Origin of the sequence: Mucilaginibacter arboris (assembly GCF_009754915.1) — a bacterium.
Lineage (GTDB): Bacteria > Bacteroidota > Bacteroidia > Sphingobacteriales > Sphingobacteriaceae > Mucilaginibacter_A > Mucilaginibacter_A arboris.
Genome location: NZ_WPIK01000007.1, coordinates 75,267 through 97,302, shown reverse-complemented (window position 1 = coordinate 97,302; position 22,036 = coordinate 75,267). Strand labels below are relative to the sequence as shown.

Below are 22,036 nucleotides of genomic sequence, written 5' to 3'. Positions count from 1 at the left end.
CAGAAGGTTTTTATTAATTCTGATTTATATTAATTTTTACCAGAAAATCGAATAAATAGCAACCAGCAATCCGCAGATAATTAAACTTCCGGCGGTAAAAGCAGGTGTAACACGGAACATTTTGGTATCCACTTCTAAAGCATTTGGCCTTAAACCTTTGCTGTTTTCAATTATGCTAATGATGTACATCCCGATCATACAAATAATAAATACGAAACCCATCCGGTCTAAGAAAGGGATTTCATAAATACCTTGTGCATTTGCTTTCGAGAATCCGGTTGAAGCCAGAAAACTTAGATCAGCAAAGTTTGGCAAGAACTTAAATATTACGGAAAAGACAAACCCACCGATAGTTGCAAATAAAGCAGCGTTTGAAGTAGCTTTTTTCCAGAAAAAACCCATTAAAAACATAGCCAAAATTCCGGGGGAAACAAACCCGGTATATTCCTGAATATACTGGAAACCCTGTTTGCCTTCGCCCATTAAATTATTCCCTACCAGTAAAGAAAGTATCACACCTAAAATCATAGATACAACTACTGCAATTTTACCAAGGTTAACTAAGTTTGTTTCACTTGCATTTGGCCTGATCACTTTTTTGTAAATATCTAATGTGAAAATGGTAGCAATACTGTTTACTTTTCCAGCCAACGAAGCAACGATGGCTGCTGTTAAGGCTGCAAAAGCAATACCTTTCATCCCTACTGGCAATAAATTCAGGATGGCAGGATAAGCCTTATTTACATCGGTAGCACCAGTTGAAGTTAACATTTCGGTATGGAACATCCCCTTTTGGTACAACACATAGGCTGCAATTCCGGGAACAACCACAATAACAGGCATTAAGATTTTAAGGAAAGCAGCAAAAAGCAAACCGCCCCGTGCTGTTTTTAAATCAGCGCCCAAAGCTCGTTGGGTAATGTACTGGTTACAGCCCCAATAGTTTAGATTGGTAATCCACATACCGCCGATTAAAACACTTAAACCCGGCAGATCCATATAATTTTTATTATCCCTTTTAAAAATCATGTGAAAGTGATCGTTTGCGTTTGTAGTTAATAACTTCAGGCCATTAAAAACGCCGGTTGTCCCTGATTTTTCGCTTACCAAGTTTAAGGCGATATAAGATGCAACCAAGCCACCTAATATTAGAAAGAAAACCTGGATAACATCTGTATAACCGATAACCTTCATCCCGCCTAAAGCAATGATGATCGAGAAGATAGCAAGTAAAACAATACATAATACTACACTAAACCCGGAAATTCCGCTAATAGCCAAAGCGCCTAAATAAAGGATAGACATTAAGTTAACCACGATATACAGCAACAACCAGAAGATAGCCATAATCATAGCAACCGTACCATTGTAGCGCTGGTTAAGGAATTGGGGCATTGTAAAAATTTTATTTTTGAGGTAAACCGGAATAAAAAAGATAGCTACAATAACCAATGTCAGAGCTGCCATAAACTCATACGAAGAAATAGCAAGGCCCATTTGAAAACCAGAACCGCTCATGCCGATAAATTGCTCAGCAGAAATATTGGAAGCAATTAAAGAGGACCCGATGGCCCACCAGGTAAGGGAACCTTCGGCAAGAAAATAATCTTTAGAAGATGAAACGGCAGTTCTTTTACGTTGGTAAACCCACCATCCGTATAAGGCTACGATTAAAAAATAAATTACGAATACAGCGTAATCCGGTGTTTGAAGTCTATTCATTTTTAACTTAGGTTTGAGGGTGTCAATTTAGACATTTTTAGTAATTGTTATACAATCTTTAGCAGATAAACTTACAGTATTATTCTGATTACAATCGATTGCAACAATAGAAGAATAAAAATTAAGCCCAGGTTTAATTATCTAACCAGTGTAAACAAAAAAAGACCTGCATTTTGCAGGCCTCTTTTTTCAATGCTTCTTTTATCAACTATTTTTATACCCCCAGCAGTAATCTCGCCGGATCTTCTAATAATTGTTTTACGCGGACTAAGAAACTAACCGATTCCCTGCCGTCCACAATCCGGTGATCGTATGATAAAGCCAGATACATCATCGGGCGGATAACCACTTGTCCGTTTACTGCCACCGGCCGCTCAATAATATTATGCATACCTAAAATTGCAGATTGCGGCGAGTTGATAATTGGCGTAGATAACATCGAACCAAAAACGCCACCGTTGGTAATGGTAAAAGTTCCGCCTGTCATTTCATCAATCGTCAACTTGTTTTCACGCGCTTTACCGGCTAAGGCAACAATTGCTTTTTCAATTTCTGCCAGGCTCATGCTGTCTGCATTACGGATAATTGGAACAACCAGGCCTTTTGGCGCAGAAACAGCAATAGAAATATCAGCAAAATTGCTGTAAACTACTTCCTCACCTTCAATGCGTGCACCAACTGCAGGCCAGTCTTTCAAAGCTTCTGTAACTGCTTTTGTAAAGAAGGACATAAAGCCCAAACCAACCTGGTGCTTTTCTTTGAATTTATCTTTGTATTTGGAACGCAATTCCATAATTGGCTGCATATCTACTTCGTTAAAAGTAGTCAGCATGGCTGTTTCATTTTTTACGGCAACCAATCGTTTAGCAACTGTTTTTCGCAAGGAAGACATCTTTTCGCGGCGTTCTCCGCGACTGCCAGCAACAACAGGCTGAGGCGCAGGAGCAGCAGGTTTTGCAGGAGCCGGAGCTGGTTTACTTTCAGTTTTTGCTGTCGGTTTAGAAACTTCCGCTTTCTGTGCATCTTCTTTGGTAATCCTTCCGCCAACACCGTTACCATTGATATTTTTCGGATCAAGTCCTCTTTCAGCCAATATTTTCGCTGCTGCAGGCGAAGGAACACCAGAAGCATAAGTTTTAGGCTGATCACCGGAACCGGCAGAAATTTCTGCTTTTTCTGCTACTTCTTTTACCGGTGTTTTTTCTGTTTGAGGTGCACCTGCGCCAGCTTTAATCTTACCAACCAACGCCCCAATCATTACCACATCACCTTCCTGGGCAATCGTAGTTAGTGTTCCGGCGCTTTCTGCATTCAGTTCAAACGTTGCCTTGTCTGATTCCAGTTCGGCAATGGGTTCGTCCATTTCTACCTGTTCGCCGTCTTTTTTCATCCAGCGGGTCAAGGTAACTTCCTGTATTGATTCGCCAACAGCCGGAATTTTGATCTCAATTTCCTGTGCAGCAGATGCTGTTACTGTTTTCGGAGCTTCTGCTGATGCCGGTTCAGTGTTTACTGGTTTTGTTTCTGCCGATGCTTCTTTTACCGGCGTTTTTTCTGCAGGTGCTGTAGCGGCATCAGCAGATTCAATGGTGCAAACAACATCGCCAATAGCCAGTACATCACCTTCTTTTGCAGTAGTTCTAAGTGTTCCTGCTGCTTCGGCTGTTAATTCAAAGGTAGCTTTGTCTGATTCCAGCTCGGCAATAACATCATCCATTTCTACATGGTCACCATCGTTTTTTACCCAGTTTGATAAGGTAACCTCAGAAATGGATTCGCCTACCGGCGGAACTTTGATCTCTAAACTCATATTTTTTATAAACTATATTTCAGGATTTAATCAGCTCCGGCATTCGCCATATCAGCTGTTGTTTCTTCTACTTCTTTTTTTACGGCTTTACCGGCCGGTGCTTCAAAAGCTTTGCCTACAATATATAACTGTTGTGCAGCGTGTTGTTTGGCATAACCTGTTGCGGTGCTGCTGCTTTCTTTACGCGATACAACCTCCAGTTCCAGTTCTGTATGGCGAAGCTTGCGGCATAAATAAGGCCATGCACCCATATTTTCCGGTTCTTCCTGTACCCAAACCCAACTTTCTGCCTGGTTGTATTTAGTTTTAATTTTTTGCATTTGTAATACCGGCGTCGGATACAATTGCTCTACACGAACAATGGCAACATCTTTACGCTGATCAGTTTGCTGTTTTTCCAGCAGATCGTAATAAATTTTTCCGGTGCAAAATAAAACCCTTTTTATCTGTGCTGCATCAACAAAATTATCATCAATTACTTCGTGAAATTTTCCTTCCGTAAAATCAGTAATGTTGGAAATACATTGAGGGTTTCGTAATAAACTTTTGGGGGTGAAAACAACCAAAGGTTTACGGAACTCATGCACAAGCTGGCGGCGAAGAATATGAAAAAAGTTTGCCGGTGTAGTGCAATTGGCAACCTGGATATTGTTATCGGCACAAAGCTCCATAAAACGTTCTATCCTTGCAGATGAATGTTCCGGCCCTTGACCTTCATAACCATGCGGCAATAACATTACCAAACCGTTTCCGCGCTGCCATTTTGTTTCTGCACTGGCAATATATTGGTCGATAATAATTTGGGCACCATTAGCAAAATCTCCAAATTGAGCTTCCCAAATGGTTAAAGCATTTGGGTTGGCCAAAGCATAACCATAATCAAAACCTAAAACACCATATTCGGAAAGGTGGGAATTATAGATATGAAAAGCTGCCTGCTGATCAGAAATATTTCTTAGCGGAACATATTCTTCCTCAGAATCTTCTAAAGTCAAAACCGCATGGCGATGGGAGAATGTACCGCGTTTTACATCTTCTCCGCTTAAACGGACCACGTGGCCTTCGTTTAATAAAGTACCGTATGCCATCAGTTCGCCCATTGCCCAGTCAAAAGTTTTGGTTTCGTTTACCATCTTTTGGCGGTCCTGGAACAATTTCTCAATCTTTTTAAAAAACTGCTTTCCTTGCGGTAAAGCTGTTATTTTTTTAGCAATGGTTTCAAATTCTTCTGTACTTACTGCAGTATCCGGAGAAGACAGAAAATCTTTATCCGTAGCCAAACGCAAACCTTTCCAGGCGCCTGCAAATACTGGTTTTACTTCCGAAAACTTCTCTTCGGATTTAGATTCGTTCAATTTTTCCTGCAGCATGGCGCGGAAATCCTTTTCCATTTGCTTAGCCAGTTCTGCATCTATGCTGCCTTCAGCTATCAGCTTCTGGTTGTAAATTTCTTTTGGGTTCGGATGGCTTTCTATTGCTTTATACAAAAGCGGCTGCGTAAATTTTGGCTCGTCGGATTCATTATGGCCAAACCGTCTATAGCACAAAATATCAATAAAAACATCTTTATGGAAAGCCTGGCGATATTCCATTGCCAGATTAATAGCGTAAGTTAAGGCTTCAACGTCATCACCATTTACGTGAAAAACAGGCGATAAAACAGTTTTGGCAATATCGGTACAATAAGTACTGGAACGGGCATCTTTATAATTGGTAGTGAAACCAATTTGGTTATTGATAACTAAATGAACTGTTCCGCCCGTACGGTAACCTTCCAGTTTCGACATCTGCAAAACCTCATATATAATTCCCTGGCCGGCAACAGAAGCATCACCATGAATTAAAATCGGCGCAATTTTTTTATCATCGCCACCATATTTAAAATCGATTTTAGAACGTGTTAACCCTTCAACTACCGGATCAACTGCTTCCAAATGCGAAGGGTTCGGACAAAGGCTTAAATGTACTTTTTTACCGTCAGAAGTTTCTACATCGGTAGAATAACCTAAATGGTATTTTACATCGCCGCTAAAAGGTTCTTCTTCATCAAATCCTTTTCCTTCAAATTCAGAAAAAATAGTTTTATAGGTTTTTTGCAGGATGTTGACCAGTACATTCAAACGGCCACGATGTGCCATGCCAATTACAAATTCTTCGATCCCTAATTTCGACCCTTTTTCGATAACAGAATCCAAAGCCGGGATTAAAGACTCTGCTCCTTCTAAGGAGAAACGTTTTTGTCCGAGGAATTTTGTTCCCAAAAAGCTTTCAAAAACTACAGCTTCATTCAGCTTTTTTAACAGTTGTTTTTTTTCTTCCAGAGAGAAATGCGGCGTGTTGCGGCTTCTCTCCATCCGTTCTTCAAACCAGGTGATTTTATCCGGATCGCGCAGGTAACGATATTCTGCACCGATAGACTGGCAATAGGTTTGTTCCAGCAGATCGCGGATGTCGCTTAGTTTTGCAGGCCCTAAACCTACTTCAACACCTGCGTTAAAAACGGTATCCAGATCAGCATCGCTTAAACCGAATGTTTCCAGTTCTTTTCCCGGAACGTATTTCCGTCGCTCGCGAACGGGATTGGTTTTAGTAAACAAATGACCGCGGGTACGATAACCGTTGATCATGTTTAAAACGTTGATTTCTTTTAAAAAATGTGATTGATCTGTAGGAGCTGCACCAACGGTTTGTGCTGCAGCTGTTTGTTCTGAACGCCCGAAATCAAAGCCTTCAAAAAACTTCTGCCAGCCAAAATCAACCGATTCCGGGTCTTGCTGGTAGTTTTGATAAAGTGAATCTATGTACGCTGCATTAGCGTTATTTAGGTATGAAAGAGTATTCATGGAAAATCCAATCAGTGAAACACTACAAAAGTAAGAATTTAAAATACAAACAAACCCATTTTTTGTAGCTTAAATAATACCGGCCAAAAGTTTAACTTTTTGTATTTGAAATAAATAAATTTAGGTTTAATCCTTTTTAAAATAAGTATAAAACATGTTTCTATCGGCAATGCTTCTTTTATCACCCTAAAATTAATTGACTAACGTTATGCATCTATTATATATAAATAACTGTAATTTAGGTAAAGCTTTTAATTTATAGACAGATGGATACTATGCTTATACAATTGACCAATCAAAAAGCAGCAGGGCTTTTACGTGAGTTGGAAGAATTGAACCTGATTAAAGTTTTGGAAGAAAATAGGCTTGATGAAAAAACCAAACTATCCGACAAGTACAGAGGTATCATCAGCAAAGAAGAAGGCGAAAAACTGAATGGACACATACAACAAATGCGTAGCGAGTGGAGCAATATTTGATTGATACCAATGCTGTTTCCGATTATTTTTCTTCTTCCTTTTCTGAAGAAGGCATACAATTTATGGATGCTGTTTTAGACGCCGTTCCCAATCTTTCTGTTATTACACAAATAGAACCATTGTGCTGGAATACCAATACTGCTATTGAACAAAAAGTAAATGAATTTATTGATGACAGTACTATTTTAGCCATTACAACTGATGTTATTCGTTATTGCATAAAAGTACGAAAGGCAAAAAAATAAAAACGCCGGATGCCATTATAGCTGCTACAGCTTTAGCTTATGATTATACACTTATCACTAATAATGAAAAAGACTTTTTTGCTATTGCAGGATTAAGAATTGTTAATCCTGCAAAACTGTAATTTAAGAGAGCTTTACAATGCTTCTTTTATCACCCTAAAAAATTACAACTCATCAACCTGCTTTTTGTAAGTTTCCGCCTGCTCTAAAATCTTTTCCAAATCTTCCGGTTTTAAGCGGTGCAAATTTCCGTAAATCAATTTTAAACGCTGGTTATCTGCCAAAAGATGTTCATTTCTGAAGAAAAAATCCCAGTACAAACTGTTGTATGGACAAGCTTTTTCGCCGTACTTTTTATTTTTATCGTAAAAACAGCTTCCGCAGTAATTACTCATTTTGTTGATGTAAGCTGCCGAAGCCACGTAAGGTTTTGTACCAACTATTCCGCCATCTGCAAACTGGCTCATGCCGCGTGTATTTGGTAATTGCACCCATTGCATCGCATCAATATAAACGCCCAGATACCAGGCATCAACTTCATCCGGATTACTGCCGGAAAGCAAAGCAAAATTACCAATTACCATTAAGCGTTGAATATGATGCGCCCAAGCAAGGTTGAGTGATTGCCCGATACAATGCTTTAAACAATTCATTTTGGTTTCTCCCGTCCAAAACCATTCCGGTAGTTTGGCCTGGTGATTGAAAAAGTTCTTCTCCGCAAATTCCGGCATTTTGTTCCAGTACAAGCCCCGCATGTATTCGCGCCAGCCTAAAATCTGCCTTACAAAACCTTCTATTTGTGGCAAGCTGATTTGTTTTTGATTGTATTGCCAATAAGAAATTGCCTGATTGACTACTTCCTTTGGAGAGATTAACTTAACATTCAAGGCAAAAGATAAACGGGAATGAAAAAGTGAAGCATGTTCTTGCAGCATTGCATCTTCATAAGTGCCAAAGTGCGGCAGCAGGTTTTGACAGAAGTAATCGATCAGCTTTAAACCTTCTTTTCTGGAAAGCGGTAAGGCAACTTTTTTGGCTTCTACATTTCCAAAATAAGGAACTTGCATAGCATCAATCATCTTTTTAATCTCACCTAAATCGTGATTAAAACTCAAAGATTCAGGCAACGGAACTTTGCTGTCATAACGGTTTCTGTTATCAGGATCATAATTCCACAAACCGCCAACCGGTTCGTTTCCGTTCATCAACAGATCGTGCTTTTGACGCATGTGCCGGTAAAAGCTCTCCATAATCAGTTGTTTTTTGCCGGAGAAAAAATCGCCAACTTCTTCCCGCGAGGTAAAAAAATGTTCGGTATCGTAAGCTTTGGTTTGAATATTTAAGGATTTACAAAAGGACTTTAACTGCTGATCTAATCGGTATTCATCAGGCAACAAATATTCAAACTGTTGGATGCTTCTTTTATCGATGATTTTTTGAAGGTTGCCTGTTAAGGTTTGCTCATTTTCCCGATCATTTAATTTAAGATAAATAACCTCGTGCCCAGCTTTTTGCAACTGGTAAGCAAAGTTGCGCATCGCAGCAAAAAAAGCGAGGATTTTCTGGATATGGTGCTTTACATAAGTTTGCTCCTGCATCATTTCCATCAACACATAAACCGTTTCCGGTTTTGTTTCCCGAAACCAGGAATGGTTAGTGTTTAGCTGGTCGCCTAAAATTAAACGTAATGTTTTTTTCACCAATTTTTAGTTGATAAAAGAAGCATGGGCTTTAAAAGATGCTTGCGTTTTTATCTGATAATTTTTGCCATTTAGGCTGGATAATCGGGGCCGGATAATCTTTTCCTAATTGAATACCATAAACAGCCAATTCTTCTTGGGTTAAAAAGAAAGGCGTATGGATTTGTTTTCCCGGAATCGCGCTTAATTCTGGCACCCAAAGCTTTACAAACTGGCCTTTCGGATCAGCCTCACCTGCTTGTTTAATAACGTTTAACAAACGGCTTTCTTTCGCATCATTGCCAACGCCCGCAATAGAAGCCCAGTTTCCCCAGGTACTCGCCGGACTATAATCAATCAGCTTTTCTTCAAAATAAGCAGCGCCCCGCGTCCAGTCAACCTGTAAATCTTTCACCAAAAAGCTCGCTGCATTTTGCCGTCCGCGGTTACTTGCATAGCCGGTTGCGTTCATTTCGCGCATGATGGCATCGATAAAAGGAACGCCCGTTTGTCCGGTTTTCCATTTCTCCAGCAACTCGTCCTGGTTGGCTGCTTCCAATGGCGCTTGTCCTTTAAAACCCGCTTTCTGGAAAAACTGGTTGCCGTATTTTTTAAACATAAAACGGTAATAATCGCGCCAAAGCAATTCCAAAATTAAGGCATGTGTAGAATCATTACTGCCATGTGCTTTTTCGTATTGCTGCACTTCCCAAAAAATTTGCCTTGGCGAAACGCAGCCCATCGACAACCAAGGCGACATTTTGGTAGAAGAATCTGAGCCCAGAACCAAATTGTGGCTTGCTTTGTAAGTTTTTAGCAGGTTTTTCTCCCAAATAAATCCATGCAGCCTTTTTAAACCTTCGGCTTCGCCGCCGGTAAAACGCATTACAGCACGTTCATCATCAAAAGGCTCTGTTAAACCTAATTCTGCTAAAGTTGGGATTTCTCCGGCATCTGTTATTTCCGGCGTTGTTATTTTTTTGGGAGCGATGGCACAACGGCGCACCTGACTATCGCGTTCTACTTTTTTGCGGAAAGTGGTAAACGCATCCGGAATATCTTTGACCGGGAACGGAAGATCTTCTTTGTTGTGTAAGGTATGGCCGATAAAATGCTTCAGGTTCAGCTTCAGTTTCCACAAAGCTGCTTCAACTTTTGATGAAATATTGGTTTCCTCAAAAGCAACTTCACGGTGATGGTAAACTTCTGAAACCTGGTATTGCTGCGCCAGTTCCGGGATAATAATGGCCGGATCGCCAGTACGAACAATGAGATTTCCGCCTAATTGCTGTAATGCTTCACGCAAGCCAGCAACAGATTCATTGATAAACCTTGCCCTAAAATTACCCGTTTTTTGTGTGCCAAAAGAAGTAGTGCGGTAATAAAAAGGATCATAACAATAAACGGGCAAAACAGTATCCGCTTTATTAACGGCTTCTGTTAATACCTCGTTATCGTTAATCCGCAAATCGTTTCTAAACCAAACTAAAATCGTTTTACCGCTCATCATTTATAATCATTACAAATAAAGCATAAAATGATTGCTTTTGGTACTCTCTGCATAAGCTTATTTAGCTTTCCGGCACCGCTCACTGCAATATTTTACTTCTTCCCAACATTTCCCCCATTTTTTCCGCCATTCAAAAGGCCGTTTACAAACCACACAGGTTTTAGAAGGAAGCGTAGATTTAGTGTATCTTTTAGTTTCGGGCATATTTAACCTTGCTTGGACAGAAAGAATCATCGGGTTAAAGATGAACAAAGAAAAGCCACTTATGTTACCCAAGCATCTTAACAAGTTTTAGCCGATAAAAGAAGCATGAGCCAAAATAAAATTTACACTTACGATGCCTTAATGCAGATGGAAAAGCAATACCGCGCCATGTTTATCAACAGTTTGGGCGGCTTTAAAAGTTTGCAATTGCTGGGAACGATTGACGAAGTTGGAAACACCAATCTTTCTGTTTTTAGTTCCATCTTTCATCTCGGTGCAAACCCGCCGCTGGTTGGTATGGTTGCCCGTCCGCCCGGCCCGCAGCACGATACTTTAAAAAACATTAAAACAACTGGTTTTTATACTTTAAATAATGTGCTTGCTGATTTTTACAAAGAAGCACATCAGGCAAGCGCGCGTTATCCTTCCGGCGATTCTGAATTTAAACATTGCGGTTTTACAGAAGGTTATGTGGATGGATTTAAAGCGCCTTACATTTTAGAATCTTCTTTATCCATTGGTTTGGAACTGAAAGAAATTATGCCGGTAACTTTAAACGAAACCAGCATTATCATCGGCGAGATTAAATGGGTTAAGGTTGATGAAGGTTTTGTGAGTGATGATGGCTTTGTAGATCTGGAAAAAGCAGGTTCTGTTACCGCTTCCGGTTTAGACAGCTATCATGTAACTAAAAAACTGGCACGTTTAAGTTATGCCAAGCCAGAAAAATTTCCGGAAGAATTAAACGTTAAATAAACGGCCGATGCTTCTTTTACCGGTGTTTTTTAGGTAAAGCACTATTTGTCAGCCTAACATCAAACCTTAACGAACCGGCGGTCAACCTTAAAAATACTTCGTAATTTAATAGCAGAATTAGATACTTCTTTTATCCGATAAAAATTATGGCTTCAACAGAAAAAATACAGAACGATTATATTGATTACGTATTGACAGAAGGCGAACAGCCTAAATCAGTTTACATTTTTGCTAAAAAACATGAGTTTTCCGAAGAGGAATTCTACCAGCATTTCGGCTCGTTTGAAGGCGTGGAACAAAGCATCTGGACGGATTTGGCTTTAAAAACCATCGCCGAAATTAAAACGCAGGAAGTCTGGCCGCAATATACTTCCCGCGAAAAAGCATTGTCATTTTTCTACAGCTTTTTCGAATTATTGAAGGGTAAAAGAAGCTTCGCCGTTTTTAGCAGCAAACGTGCCGCAAAAGGTATGGGAACGCCTAAAATTTACGCAGGTTTAAAAGAGGAATTTGAAAATTTTAGTGTACAGATTTTGCAGGATGGCATAGAAACCGGTGAATTGGCCGACCGCAAGTTCCTGGCTAACCGTTACAAAGATGCACTTTGGATTCAGTTTGGTTTTGTTTTAAATTTTTGGGTGAACGATGAATCCAAAGGTTTTGAAAAAACGGATGAAGCGATTGAAAAAGGCGTGAATGTTACTTTTGATCTTTTCCAGCGTTCGCCGGTTGATAATTTGCTGGATTACGGCAAGTTTTTGGTGAAGAACGGCGGATTTGGGGAGAAGATGAAGTTTTAGGGAAGAGCGGGGATATTGGCGCGGAGAGCGGAATAGATAGCGAAATTAAATGGAAAGAATTTATCTGGATACTTCTGTGTTCGGCGGTTACTTTGATACTGAGTTTGAACTTTGGACGAAGATGTTATTTGACCGGATAATTGAAGGAAAGTATAAGGTTATCTATTCTGAGTTAACTGGTATAGAATTGCGTGATGCTCCTGAAAGGGTAAAAGAACTTCTTGCCAAGTTTCCTAAAGAGTCAGTTGAAACTGTAGAAAATTCTATTAGTGCCACAGATTTAGCCATTGCTTACATTGAAGAAAAAGTAGTAGGCAAAACCAGTATTTCTGATTGTAATCATATCGCCTTGGCAACGCTTAACAATGCAGATATTTTGGTTAGCTGGAATTTTAAGCACATTGTAAATGTAAATCGTATCCGCGGATACAATTCTGTTAATACCAAATTCGGACACAAAATTTTGGAAATAAGATCACCCAGAGAAATTTTAGAATATGAAGACTGAAACACAGCAAGGCGAATCTATGGTTGCCCAATTGCGAAAAATCCGCGATCAAATAAGTTTAGAAATTCAAGATATGAACTCAGAACAAATACTGGCATATTTTAAGAGCAAGAAAGGTTTACTTCCGCAAGAAGTTTGGGATAAAGCAAAAGAACATCAAACAGATCTGGAACAATTAAATTCAGATACCCTTAAGGATAACTCCGCGTCTAATCCTCCGCGTGAGGGATAGCAGCGGAAAGCCCGGAGCGAAGCGAGGACTTGGAACGGATAGCCCGGCCCGCATGGGCACGCCCAAATAGAGAAGTGCGCGGAGCGGAGAAAAAAGAGCGGGGAGCGAAGATCGTTATTTTATGCTCTTCGATCTCTCCGCTCGATATTGAACAGTGCCGAGCGAAAACCGTTGATTTTTCGCTCCTCGATCACCCCTCTCCGCTCGGTATTAAACAACACCAATTATTTGCCGATAAAAACAGCATGAACGAAGAAAACAAAGAACAGAACAGCATACCAACATCCAAAGTACAACGATCAGCCAGATTTGTAAAAACGGGTTTTAAAATTGGCGGCAATTACGTAAAGCATTATTCTAAAAAGTTATTCAACCCAGGCATGAACAAGGATGAGTTGAATGAAGATAATGCGGCGGATATTTATGAATCTTTAAGTGAACTGAAAGGCAGTGCGCTGAAAGTGGCGCAAATGCTAAGCATGGACAAAAATATTTTGCCTACGGCTTATGTAGATAAGTTTTCGCAATCGCAATATAATGCGCCGCCGCTTTCCGGTCCGCTGATTGTACAGACTTTTAGAAAGTATTTCGGGAAATCGCCGGAGCAGATTTATGATTGGTTTAATTTAAAATCTACCAATGCGGCTTCTATCGGACAAGTGCATGAGGCAGAATTGAACGGGGAAAAGCTGGCGGTAAAAATACAATATCCGGGTGTGGGCGATTCTATTTCTTCGGATTTGAAACTGGTCAAGCCTTTTGCTTTTCGTTTACTTGGAATGAGCGAAAAGGAACTGGATATTTACATGCGCGAAGTGGAAGAACGCTTGCTGGAAGAAACCGATTATGAACTGGAAGTGCGCCGTTCCATTGAGTTTACGGAAGCTTGCAAGGATTTGAAAAACGTTGTTTTCCCGACTTATTACCCGGAACTTTCTAAAAAACGCATCATTACCATGAGCTGGCTGGAAGGCAGGCATTTGAAGGAATATCTGCAAACTAATCCTTCGCAGGGATCCAGGAATTTGATCGGGCAGGCTTTGTGGGATTTTTATAATTTCCAGCAGCACGAATTGCGCGCGGTTCATGCTGATCCGCATCCGGGAAATTTTATGATCACGCCGGAAGGAAAATTGGGCGTGATCGATTTTGGCTGTATCAAAGAAATGCCAGACGATTTTTATTATCCGTTTTTTTCGACGACTTCTACCGATCTACTTCAAAATAAAGAAGAAACGATTAAAGCTTTCCGTCAGTTAGAAATGATTTTGCCCAATGATAATGCGCAGCAAACCGAGTTTTATTATCAGGCTTATAAAGAGATGATCGTACTTTTTGCTAAACCATATATGACGGACAGTTTTGATTTTAGCAAAACTGATTTCTTTGACCGTTTGTATGCTTTTGGCGAGAAAATTGCAAAAATGCCAGAATTTAAACAAGCCCGCGGCGTGAAACATTTTATTTATGTTAACCGTACCAATTTTGGTTTATATAACATTTTGCACGAGTTGAAAGCAGAAGTTAAAACCGATACTTACCGGCCACATGTTTTACTGGAATACTGATTTTTTGCCGGTAAAAGAAGCATCAACATTATACAAAGCAAGAAAAATGATAAAACAGTTATGTTTAGCTAATGTCTAATTCTTCAGATCCGCAGGAAATCAAGAAAGATCAGATCCTGAATGCTGCTTACCGGCGGTTTTCGCATTATGGTTATTCTAAAACCACGATGAATGATATTGCCGGCGATTTATCGATGTCTAAAGCGCTTTTATATTATTATTTTCCTGATAAAAGTCGGCTTTACGCAGGTGTTATCCGTAAACTTTCCGGCGAATATTTAACAGCTTTAAAGCATAAAGTACAGAAAAGCAGTACCATAGATGAGGCATTCTTTTTTATCCTGCAAAAGATGCATCAAACTATCTCTTCTCATTATAATTTTTTTGACTACATTAAGCTTAACCAGCAAAATTTGCCGGAACTGATCTGGAATGTTATCCAGGAAGTGCACGAAACAGAAGTAAGTTTATTAACCGAACTTTACCGTAAACAGGAAGGGGAAGCCTTTGCCAAAAAGTACGATTTGAAACAGCTTATTCAACTGATTTTTAAATCGCTCGAGACCGTGGGCACTTCTACCCATAAGCAAAAAACAACCTTTTTCCCGGATGCAGAACAGTTGGAAGTTATCTATACACAAAAAAAACTGCTGCTTCAAATCCTTCTCAACGGTTTAAAATCTTTATAAACCTGTAACATAATTTGCTTCCAGCCATCAAAGCAGTAATATACTTTTAATTTAAAAAACGTTCCTTTATTTCTGACCGTTCCTTAAAATTGTGGGTAGCTTAATGCAACTGTCAGCAGGAAGTAAATTACGTTGGAAACTTTAAAACCTAAAAATGTTTCCTTAGTTTTGACCCGAAATGTCAATTGGTCAAACAGAAAGAATAATTCAGGGCGGCGAAGAACTGTTTTTACAGGCAGGGATTAAAAGTGTAACGATGGATGATATAGCTAAACATTTAGGCATGTCAAAAAAAACCATCTATCATTTTTTTAGTGATAAAAATGAACTGGTAATTGCATTGGTAAAGAAAAAACTGGAAGAAGATGAGTGCCAGATCAAATCTATCATGCAAAATTCAGCAAATGTTATAGAGGAAATGATCAATATGATGAAATGTTCTGAAGAGATATTTTCAAGGATTAATCCAATTGTAATACATGATATGCAAAAATATCATCCTGACGCATGGAGCGAGTTTCAAAAGTTTAAGGCGGATGTTTTGGTAAAAACTTTAGGGCACCTTTTAACCAAAGGTATTGAACAAGGTTTTATACGCCCTGATATAGATGTTAAAATTTTAGCTAAAATGCGGGTGAACCAGGTAGAAATGGGGTTTAACACCTCTATTTTCCCTGTTGCAGAGTTTAGCACCTGGAAAGTTCAATACCAGTTGCTGGAACATTTTAATTATGGTATCTGTACCTTAAAAGGACATAAATTATTAGATCAATATAAAAACATAGTTAGTGATTGATAAATCATGCCGACATGGATAATTTGCTGAAAGAACTTTTTACTAATTAATACGAATAAGTAACTAAACCTATCACCTTTAGATGAAACGAATAATAATAATGTTGATTTGTATAATGGCTGGCTTTAAGGCATTTTCTCAGCCGCAACCTGCAAATCAAACTTTTAATTTTACCATAGCCGATTGTGTGAATTATGCTTATGAACATCAAAATTCTGTTGTTAACGCTAACTTAGATGTTAAAAGTGCCGAATACCGGGTTAAGGAAACTATTGGTATTGGCCTTCCTCAAATAAATGGTTCTGCTACTTTTACCGATTATTTAAAAATACCAACAACCCTTATTCCTGGTGAGTTTTTTGGTGCGCCCGGAACCTTCATTCCTGTAAAGTTTGGTGTTAATTACAATTCGGCCTTAGCGCTTAATGCAAGCCAGATATTATTTAGCGGCAGTTATTTAGTTGGTTTAAAAGCATCAAAAACCTATAAAGAATTATCAGCGCGCAATTATATCAGGTCTAAAATTGATGTGAATGTAAATGTAACAAAAGCTTATTATCAGGTATTGGTAAGCAATGAGCAAATTAGGTTGTTAGATGCAAATATTAACCAGCTTAAACAACAGTTAGATCAAACAACTGCACAAAACAAGCAAGGGTTTGTAGAAAAAATAGATGTTGACCGTATTACTGTTCAGTATAATAATTTGGTGACAACGCGCGAAAATACGCTTCGTTTATTGGCATTAAATTATCAGTTGCTAAAATTTCAAATGGGCATGCCTATAGAATACAATTTAATTTTGGTAGATAAATTAGCTGATGTTAACCTCGATAACAATGTTGCTGCGTTTACAACTGATACAGCTTTTTACCATAACCGTATTGAATTTGGCTTACAGGAAACACAAAGGAATTTGTATGCTTTGGATGTCAAAAACAGGATTTCGCAATATTATCCGTCATTAACTGCAAACGGAAATGTTTCATCCTCTTACCAAAACAATTCATTTGGGCAATTATACAATTCTTATTTCCCGTCAAGTTATATTGGCCTTACTTTAAATGTACCTATTTTTAGTGGCTTTCAACGCTTAAACCAGATTAAACAGGCTAAAATTACGTATTTAAAATCACAGAATGATTTGAATGAGCTTAAAAACTCCTTAAACTTACAGGCAAACCAGGCAAGTGTTACTTATATTAACGGTTTAAAAACGCTAAACAATCAGAAAGAAAGCCGCACACTGGCAGAAGAGGTATTACGTGTTTCAAAAATAAAATACCAGCAGGGCGTAGGTTCAAGTATCGAGGTTACACAAGCACAAACGGCTCTTGAAGATGCCGATAATCAATATATCCAGGGACTTTATGATGCTTTAGTTAGTAAAGTGGATTTGGATAGGGCTTACGGCAGAATTAAATAAAAATCTACTTAAATCAATTATTAGCAAAATGAAAAAAATATTATACATAACACCACTACTGTTTTTAGCAGCATGTTCTTCTAAGCCGAAGGACAAAAAAACTGAATTGGCAGATTTGCAAAAGCAGCAAGCTAAACTCAACACTAAAATTGCAAAGCTGCAATCTGAAACTGCCGGTGCAGACTCCTCAAAATCAACAGATGTAAGTACAATGGAAGTTAAACCCGGCCAGTTTACCAATTATGTACAAATACAAGGTAAAATTGATGCGCAGGATAACGTTACAGCTTATCCTCAAGCTTCCGGAACAATTGTTGCCATTAATGCAAAGCCTGGCCAGCATGTATCAAAAGGGCAAGTATTAGTACAATTGGATAACAGTGTTTTACAGCAAAACATTGCACAGGCACAAGCCCAGATAGCTTTGCTAAATACTTTATATCAGCGCCAAAAAAATCTTTGGGACCAGAAAATAGGTACAGAAGTACAATTTTTACAAGCACAAACCAACTTGCAGAGTGCCCAGAAACAATTAGCTGCTTTACGCCAGCAAGCAAGTATGTACCGCATTACTTCGCCTATTAATGGAACTATTGACCAGATGGATTTGAAATTGGGACAAGTTGCACAACCTGGTGTTACCGGTATCCGAATTGTAAATGCTGATAATTTAAAAGTTAAGGCTGATGTTCCGGAATCTTATGCTGCGAGTGTTGGTACAGGTAATAATGTTAAAATTTTAGTACCTGATGCTAATGACTCTTTAGTTACTAAAGTAACTTTTGCAGCTAAAGCAATTGACCCGACATCACGCAGTTTTGCAGTGGAAATTAAATTACCTTCACGTAAATCTCTCCGCCCGAATATGACAGCGATATTAAAAATTGCCGATTACAACAAATCCAAAGCTATTGTTATACCGGTAAAAGCGATCCAAAAATCAGAAGACGGTGATTATGTTTTTATTAACGAAAGCGGAACAGCAAAACGTAAAAACGTAAAAGTTGGAGCTACTTACGGAGGCCAGTCAGAAATATTATCAGGATTAAATGCCGGAGATCAATTGATTACCGCAGGCGCAGCAGATATTGAAGATGGTGATAAAGTCAAAGTTTTACAATCCGGAATTTAATGTATAATCAATGATCTCATAACTATGAAAGATCTTAAAAAAGAATTTGCTCCATCCAGTTGGGCAATAGATAATAAAACAGCGATATATGTGCTCATATTTTTGATCACGGTACTTGGCCTGATTAGCTACAACAATCTGCCGAAAGAAAACTTTCCGGATATTGCAGTACCCAAAATTTTCGTTACTACAGTATTTTCAGGCCAGTCTCCGCAAAACGTGGAAAACCTGGTAACCAGGCAACTGGAGAAGCAGTTAAAATCACTGAAAGGGCTAAAAAAGGTTACTTCAAACTCCGTACAAAATGTTTCCATCATCACTGCAGAATTTCAGGCTAATGTTAATGTAAAAGATGCCAAAACTGATGTACAGGATGCCGTAGATAAAGCTAAACAGGATTTGCCGCAGAACGATGACAACTTTAAAGAGCCTACCGTATCTGATATTAACGTTGCAGATCTTCCTATTCTTTATGTTAATATTTCTGGTGATTACGATCTGAAAAGGTTAAAAGAATATGCTGATATTTTAAAAGACGAGATAGAGGGTTATAAAGAAATCTCAAAAGTTGATGAAGTAGGTGCCTTAACGCCCGAAATTCAAGTGAATGTGGATGTTGAAAAGATGGCATCTGCACAAGTTAGCTTTAACGATATTATTCAGGCTATCGGTTCTGAAAATATTTTAACAACAGCAGGTACAATTAAAACAGACGGCGTTCGCCGTAGCATAGATATCAAACAGGATTTCAAAAATGCTGATGAAGTTGCCGCAATGTCTGTTAGGAACCCGAAAGGACAAACTGTTTACTTACGGGACATTGCCGAAATAAAAGATTCGTTTTTAGAACAGGAAAGTTACGCAAGGTTAAAAACCAACGATAACCCGAAATTCAAAAATGTAATTACTTTAAACGTAAGTAAAAGAGCCGGAGAGAATTTGATCCAGGCATCAGACAAGATCAATGCGCTGATCAAATTAAAACAAAAAACGGTTTTTCCAAAAGGGTTAAATATTACTGTAACCGGCGACCAATCTGATAAAACCCGTACAACGCTTAATGATTTGATCAACACCATCGTTATTGGTTTTATACTGGTTACCGTTATCCTGATGTTTTTCATGGGGACTACCAACGCTATTTTTGTGGCGTTATCCGTTCCGTTATCTTGTTTTATTGCATTCCTGGTAATGCCGGCCATTGGCTTTACGTTAAACATGATCGTGCTGTTCTCCTTCCTGCTTGCGCTGGGAATTGTGGTAGATGATGCCATAGTGGTTATTGAAAACACGCACCGTATTTTTGATAACGGAAAAGTACCGATAAAAGAAGCAGCTAAAATAGCAGCAGGCGAAGTGTTTTTACCCGTGTTTTCCGGCACCATGACAACGCTGGCACCTTTCGTTCCTTTAGCTTTCTGGAATAGCTTGATCGGGCATTTTATGTTCTTTTTGCCTATTACACTGATTATTACCTTATTGGCTTCCTTAGTGGTAGCTTATATCATGAACCCAGTGTTTGCGGTTGATTTTATGAAACCACACATAAAAGGAGAGCATGATCATCCAAAGTTTGATAAACCTCTAAAACGCACCCTTATTTATTTGGCCATAGCTACAGCAGTTGGTTATTGGATAAATGTAGGTTTTGGAAATTTTATGGTATTTATAATTGTTTTGTACCTGCTTAACCATTTTTTCTTATTAAAAGTGATAGACAGGTTTCAGGAAAATGTATGGCCGCGCTTTCAGGCATGGTATGCAAAGTGGCTGGAACGTGCTGTCCACAGGCCGGTAACCGTTCTCTTAGGTACATTTGGTTTGTTCGTACTTGCTATAGTTTTAATGGTTGTAAGGGGCAAAACACCTGAGTTTTTTCCGTCAGGCGATCCAAACTTTGCTTATGTGTATATTACCCTTCCGATTGGTACCGATCAGGCTACTACCAACGAGGTAACTAAAAAGTTGGAGCAACGCGTAGCTAAAGCAGTTGAGCCGGATAAGGATATTGTAACCTCCATCATATCAAATGTAACTAAAGGCGTAACCGACCCGCAGGATGAAGACCAGGGCGATTACGAAAACAAAGGTAAAGTAACTGTTGCATTTGTAGAATTTGGCAAACGCAACGGTAAGGATACCAAACAAGTTATCACTAAAATACGAAATTCAGTACAAGGAATAGTTCCCGGAGCTCAAATTTCTGTAACACAGGAACAATCTGGGCCACCCGTGCAAAAGGATATCAGCATTGAAATTATAGGCGATAACCTGGATACACTTGTTAGAACGGGCAATCGCTTAAAAAGCTACCTTGCAAAACAAAATATTGCTGGTATTGAAAACCTGATTGCCGATGTACAAAGCGACAAGCCTGAAATTGTATTTGATATTGACCGGGAAAGGGCAAACCGGGAAGGCATTAATACTGCACAAATCAGCCAGGCATTAGGCACGGCAGTATTCGGGGCAAAAGCTGGCGATTTCCGGAATACCAGAGAGGATGATTATCAGATTAAAGTAAGGGCATTAGAAAGCCAGCGTAGCAATATTGATGAATTGCGAAATTTAAAAATTACGTACCGCGATATGGGCCTGGGCGGTATAATCCGTCAGGTGCCTTTATCTGCTTTTACAGATGTCCGTTACACCAATTCTTTCAGTAATATCAAACGTAAACAGCAAAGAAGGGTGTTAACATTAGGGTCAAACGTAATCAAACCTTATAATGCAAACGAAGTAAACGCCAATATTTTAAGGGCAATTAATAATTTTAAAAAGCCGGATAATGTTATTATTCGTCAGGGCGGCGGTCAGGAAGACCAATTGGAAGCAGTTACCTTTTTAGGAGGGGCTTTGGCAACGTCTTTCGGCTTAATCCTGATTATTTTGATGATACAGTTTAATTCCATCGGTAAAACATTTATCATCATCAGCGAGATTTTCTTTAGTATTATCGGCGTATTGCTTGGTGTAAGTATTTTCGGGATGACGATGGCTATTGTTATGACTGGCGTTGGTATTATTGCATTAGCTGGTGTTGTGGTACGAAACGGAATCTTACTGGTTGAGTTTACAGATATGCTGATAGAGCAAGGCACGAGTGTACACGATGCAGTTGTTGAAGCTGGCCATACCCGGATGACGCCCGTATTGCTAACTGCAACTGCCGCCATTTTAGGTTTAATACCACTGGCAGTTGGTTTTAATATTGATTTTGTTGGCTTGTTTACCCATTTTGAACCACATATTCACTTTGGTGGTGATAACGTAGCTTTTTGGGGGCCATTAGCCTGGACCATGATTTTTGGTCTTGGTTTTGCAACAATCATTACCCTGATATTGGTTCCTTGTATGTATTTAATACGGGTAAATTTAAAAAACCGGCTATTTGGCAAAAAAGAAAAAGAAGTTAAAGAACCGGAGTTTGAAGCACTTGAGGTGTAATTAACCGATGCTTCTTTTAGCATACAAAAACCCGCGTTGCCCTGATGGTAATGCGGGTTTTTAGTTTTAGTAAGATATGAGAGCTATTTATTAGGCTACCAATTAAAGAATATTGTTTTTATGGAATACTATTTTTATGCTGATAAAAAAAGCATTATTCTTATACAAAACTTCGATCTAACGGTAAATA

General features: G+C 39.0%; 19 protein-coding genes. 13 read left to right on the top strand and 6 right to left on the bottom strand.

What is annotated here, in order from left to right:
* Window positions 1-36: 36 nt before the first annotated feature.
* From GO621_RS09215 to GO621_RS09205, 3 genes are all read right to left on the bottom strand, one after another.
* Complete coding sequence (locus tag GO621_RS09215) at window positions 37-1,722, bottom strand: sodium/sugar symporter (RefSeq protein ID WP_157566283.1); 1,686 nt, start codon at window positions 1,720-1,722, stop codon at window positions 37-39.
* 214 nt (window positions 1,723-1,936) lie between these two features.
* Window positions 1,937-3,532 carry a 2-oxoglutarate dehydrogenase complex dihydrolipoyllysine-residue succinyltransferase gene (odhB, locus tag GO621_RS09210; RefSeq protein WP_157566281.1) on the bottom strand — a complete coding sequence of 532 codons (1,596 nt, stop codon included), beginning with the start codon at window positions 3,530-3,532 and terminating at the stop codon, window positions 1,937-1,939.
* A gap of 26 nt (window positions 3,533-3,558) precedes the next feature.
* Window positions 3,559-6,375, bottom strand: a complete 2,817-nt coding sequence (locus tag GO621_RS09205) for a 2-oxoglutarate dehydrogenase E1 component (RefSeq protein ID WP_157566279.1) — start codon at window positions 6,373-6,375, stop codon at window positions 3,559-3,561.
* Between the two features lie 266 nt (window positions 6,376-6,641).
* Between GO621_RS09205 and GO621_RS09200 the strand changes: the two genes are divergently transcribed.
* The 3 genes from GO621_RS09200 to GO621_RS19385 are packed head-to-tail and all read left to right on the top strand — an operon-like array spanning window position 6,642 to window position 7,221.
* Window positions 6,642-6,854 (top strand): hypothetical protein, encoded by a 213-nt coding sequence (locus GO621_RS09200; RefSeq protein ID WP_157566277.1) that lies wholly within the window; start codon window positions 6,642-6,644, stop codon window positions 6,852-6,854.
* The gene (locus GO621_RS09195) at window positions 6,839-7,099 is read left to right on the top strand and encodes a PIN domain-containing protein (protein ID WP_157566275.1); all 261 of its coding nucleotides are present in this window, start codon (window positions 6,839-6,841) and stop codon (window positions 7,097-7,099) included. Before GO621_RS09200 ends, GO621_RS09195 begins: the two co-directional genes overlap by 16 nt.
* On the top strand, window positions 7,069-7,221 hold the full coding sequence (locus GO621_RS19385) for a PIN domain-containing protein (protein WP_157566273.1): 153 nt from the start codon (window positions 7,069-7,071) through the stop codon (window positions 7,219-7,221). Before GO621_RS09195 ends, GO621_RS19385 begins: the two co-directional genes overlap by 31 nt.
* Before the next feature lie 42 nt (window positions 7,222-7,263).
* On the opposite strand, the gene GO621_RS09185 is transcribed toward GO621_RS19385, so the two are convergent.
* From GO621_RS09185 to GO621_RS09175, 3 genes are read right to left on the bottom strand one after another with little or no spacing between them, the layout of a single operon-like run.
* The gene (locus GO621_RS09185) at window positions 7,264-8,799 is read right to left on the bottom strand and encodes a cryptochrome/photolyase family protein (protein ID WP_317163423.1); all 1,536 of its coding nucleotides are present in this window, start codon (window positions 8,797-8,799) and stop codon (window positions 7,264-7,266) included.
* A 31-nt stretch (window positions 8,800-8,830) separates the two neighbouring features.
* Window positions 8,831-10,288: a DASH family cryptochrome gene (locus tag GO621_RS09180; protein ID WP_232335624.1), complete on the bottom strand. Its 1,458-nt coding sequence runs from the start codon at window positions 10,286-10,288 to the stop codon at window positions 8,831-8,833.
* Between the two features lie 57 nt (window positions 10,289-10,345).
* Entirely contained in the window at window positions 10,346-10,522 is a 177-nt protein-coding gene (locus GO621_RS09175; protein ID WP_232335623.1) for a DUF2256 domain-containing protein, read from the bottom strand.
* A 75-nt stretch (window positions 10,523-10,597) separates the two neighbouring features.
* On the opposite strand from GO621_RS09175, the gene GO621_RS09170 reads away from it, so the two are divergent.
* The 10 genes from GO621_RS09170 to GO621_RS09125 all read left to right on the top strand — a co-directional run bounded on the left by GO621_RS09170 (window position 10,598) and on the right by GO621_RS09125 (window position 21,846).
* Window positions 10,598-11,248 carry a flavin reductase family protein gene (locus GO621_RS09170; RefSeq protein WP_157566269.1) on the top strand — a complete coding sequence of 217 codons (651 nt, stop codon included), beginning with the start codon at window positions 10,598-10,600 and terminating at the stop codon, window positions 11,246-11,248.
* Between the two features lie 146 nt (window positions 11,249-11,394).
* Window positions 11,395-12,048 carry a TetR family transcriptional regulator C-terminal domain-containing protein gene (locus tag GO621_RS09165; protein ID WP_157566267.1) on the top strand — a complete coding sequence of 218 codons (654 nt, stop codon included), beginning with the start codon at window positions 11,395-11,397 and terminating at the stop codon, window positions 12,046-12,048.
* Window positions 12,049-12,097: 49 nt separating this feature from the next.
* Complete coding sequence (locus GO621_RS09160) at window positions 12,098-12,556, top strand: PIN domain-containing protein (RefSeq protein WP_157566265.1); 459 nt, start codon at window positions 12,098-12,100, stop codon at window positions 12,554-12,556.
* Window positions 12,546-12,788, top strand: coding sequence for a hypothetical protein (locus tag GO621_RS09155; RefSeq protein WP_157566263.1), 243 nt, complete (start codon window positions 12,546-12,548; stop codon window positions 12,786-12,788). Before GO621_RS09160 ends, GO621_RS09155 begins: the two co-directional genes overlap by 11 nt.
* Before the next feature lie 29 nt (window positions 12,789-12,817).
* Entirely contained in the window at window positions 12,818-14,356 is a 1,539-nt protein-coding gene (locus tag GO621_RS09150) for an ABC1 kinase family protein (RefSeq protein WP_232335622.1), read from the top strand.
* Window positions 14,357-14,427: 71 nt separating this feature from the next.
* Complete coding sequence (locus tag GO621_RS09145) at window positions 14,428-15,045, top strand: TetR/AcrR family transcriptional regulator (protein WP_157566261.1); 618 nt, start codon at window positions 14,428-14,430, stop codon at window positions 15,043-15,045.
* A 178-nt stretch (window positions 15,046-15,223) separates the two neighbouring features.
* On the top strand, window positions 15,224-15,841 hold the full coding sequence (locus GO621_RS09140) for a TetR/AcrR family transcriptional regulator (RefSeq protein ID WP_157566259.1): 618 nt from the start codon (window positions 15,224-15,226) through the stop codon (window positions 15,839-15,841).
* A 115-nt stretch (window positions 15,842-15,956) separates the two neighbouring features.
* Window positions 15,957-17,267 carry a TolC family protein gene (locus GO621_RS09135; protein ID WP_232335621.1) on the top strand — a complete coding sequence of 437 codons (1,311 nt, stop codon included), beginning with the start codon at window positions 15,957-15,959 and terminating at the stop codon, window positions 17,265-17,267.
* Between the two features lie 28 nt (window positions 17,268-17,295).
* Entirely contained in the window at window positions 17,296-18,399 is a 1,104-nt protein-coding gene (locus GO621_RS09130; RefSeq protein ID WP_157566255.1) for an efflux RND transporter periplasmic adaptor subunit, read from the top strand.
* A gap of 24 nt (window positions 18,400-18,423) precedes the next feature.
* The gene (locus GO621_RS09125; RefSeq protein ID WP_157566253.1) at window positions 18,424-21,846 is read left to right on the top strand and encodes an efflux RND transporter permease subunit; all 3,423 of its coding nucleotides are present in this window, start codon (window positions 18,424-18,426) and stop codon (window positions 21,844-21,846) included.
* The last annotated feature ends 190 nt before the right edge of the window (window positions 21,847-22,036 follow it).